The sequence below is a fragment of the Pseudomonas sp. p50(2008) genome (assembly GCF_015351605.1).
Classification (GTDB): domain Bacteria; phylum Pseudomonadota; class Gammaproteobacteria; order Pseudomonadales; family Pseudomonadaceae; genus Aquipseudomonas.
The window spans coordinates 1-1,440 of record NZ_JACMYF010000040.1 but is presented as its reverse complement, the minus strand read 5'-3'; the positions used below and the strand labels follow the sequence as shown (position 1 = coordinate 1,440).

Sequence of the window (1,440 nt, the reverse complement as noted above, 5' to 3'; positions counted from 1 at the left end):
AATTTGGCGCGTTCGAGCACATCAACAAACCTCGGGCGCACTCCGACTATTCAGACGATCACTTGATAGAGCTGTACCGGGCCAAGCGCTGGAAAGAGTTTTTCATCGGCATCATCAAGGCCCGCAAGAACATCATGATTTCTGCAGGCACCAACGCCGGTAAAACCACCTGGCTTAACGGAATGCTGCAGCACATTGATCCACATGAGCGGATTGTCACGATTGAAGACACCCGTGAGATCCGTATACCAGCCCGGAACGCGGTTCACCTGCTCTATTCACGCGGCGCCCAAGGCCGCGCCAAGGTGACGCCGTTCGACTTGCTTGAATCGATCCTCCGGCTGACGCCCGACCGGGCAATCATGGGCGAGATTCGCGGCGGTGAGGCATTCCCGTTTCTGGAATTGCTCAACACCGGTCACAGCGGCTCGCTGTCCTCGATACACGCGGACTCGCCGGAAATGATGTTTGACCGGTTGGCCTCAATGGCTGCCCGAGGTGGTGCGGATATGACCAAAAACCAACTGGTCGAGTATTCGCGGCAACTGATCGATGTAGTCATTCAGTGGGAATACGGCTTCGACGGCCGCCGCTACATTTCGGAGGTGCAATATGCAAAAGCTGCCTAAGTTCGCGGTAACGATGCTGGCTCTGGCTTGTACGGTCGGCCAGGCCTGGGCCGATGAGTCTGCCCCTATGCCTTTCTCTGAACTGGCGGCGAAGTGTGCACCGACAGTTCACCAGCAAACGCTGAAGTCCCTGATCGGTAATGAATCGACCTACAACCCCTATGCAATTGGGGTTGTAGGTGGACGGCTGGAGCGTCAGCCCCAGTCGTTGCGCGAGGCGGTGGCCACCGCTGAACGACTGGAGCGGGAGGGTCAGCGTTTCTCGGTGGGAATCGGCCAGCTCCTGGTCACCAACATGCGCGCCATGGGCATGACCTATGCCGAAGCCTTTGAGCCTTGCCAGAACCTCAAGGCAATCAGCGATCTCATGGTGAAGAACTACACCAAAGCGCTGACTTCGGGCGCTCAACCGCAAGAAGCGTTGCGTGATTCGTTTTCGATGTACTACAGCGGCAATCGCACCCGTGGATACCAGCCGGACAAGCCAGGCGATCCATCGTATGTGGCAAAGGTTGTTACCGGCGCTCTCAATCCCACTGCCACCGATCCAATTGTGCCAGCTGTAGAGGCGCTGGAAGGCGATGAGGCGATTGCCATGGCCGTTCCGTCGCAAGGGGCAAGCAAGGCACCTGTGCGCGCTCGTAGAGCCTCACAGCAACAAAGTGGCCCGTGGGTGATCGTGACCGACGAAAACGGCCAACAAGTGGCGCCAGTGCAGGCCGTGGCTTTCCAGAGTGCGCCTACTGGACAAGCTCAGACGCCAGAACAACCCAAGGTGCAGGTTCACCTAAACACCGATGTTCCTGAAAGC

The 1,440-nt window shown here is 57.8% G+C and carries 2 protein-coding genes; both read left to right on the top strand.

What is annotated here, in order from left to right:
• Nucleotides 1-629, top strand: a 629-nt coding sequence (locus H7698_RS31095; protein WP_194693900.1) for a CpaF/VirB11 family protein, incomplete at its 5' end; no start/stop codon positions are given.
• A partial coding sequence (locus H7698_RS31090) for a lytic transglycosylase domain-containing protein (protein WP_194693899.1) occupies nt 613-1,440 on the top strand: 828 nt, incomplete at its 3' end. The genes H7698_RS31095 and H7698_RS31090, both read left to right, overlap by 17 nt.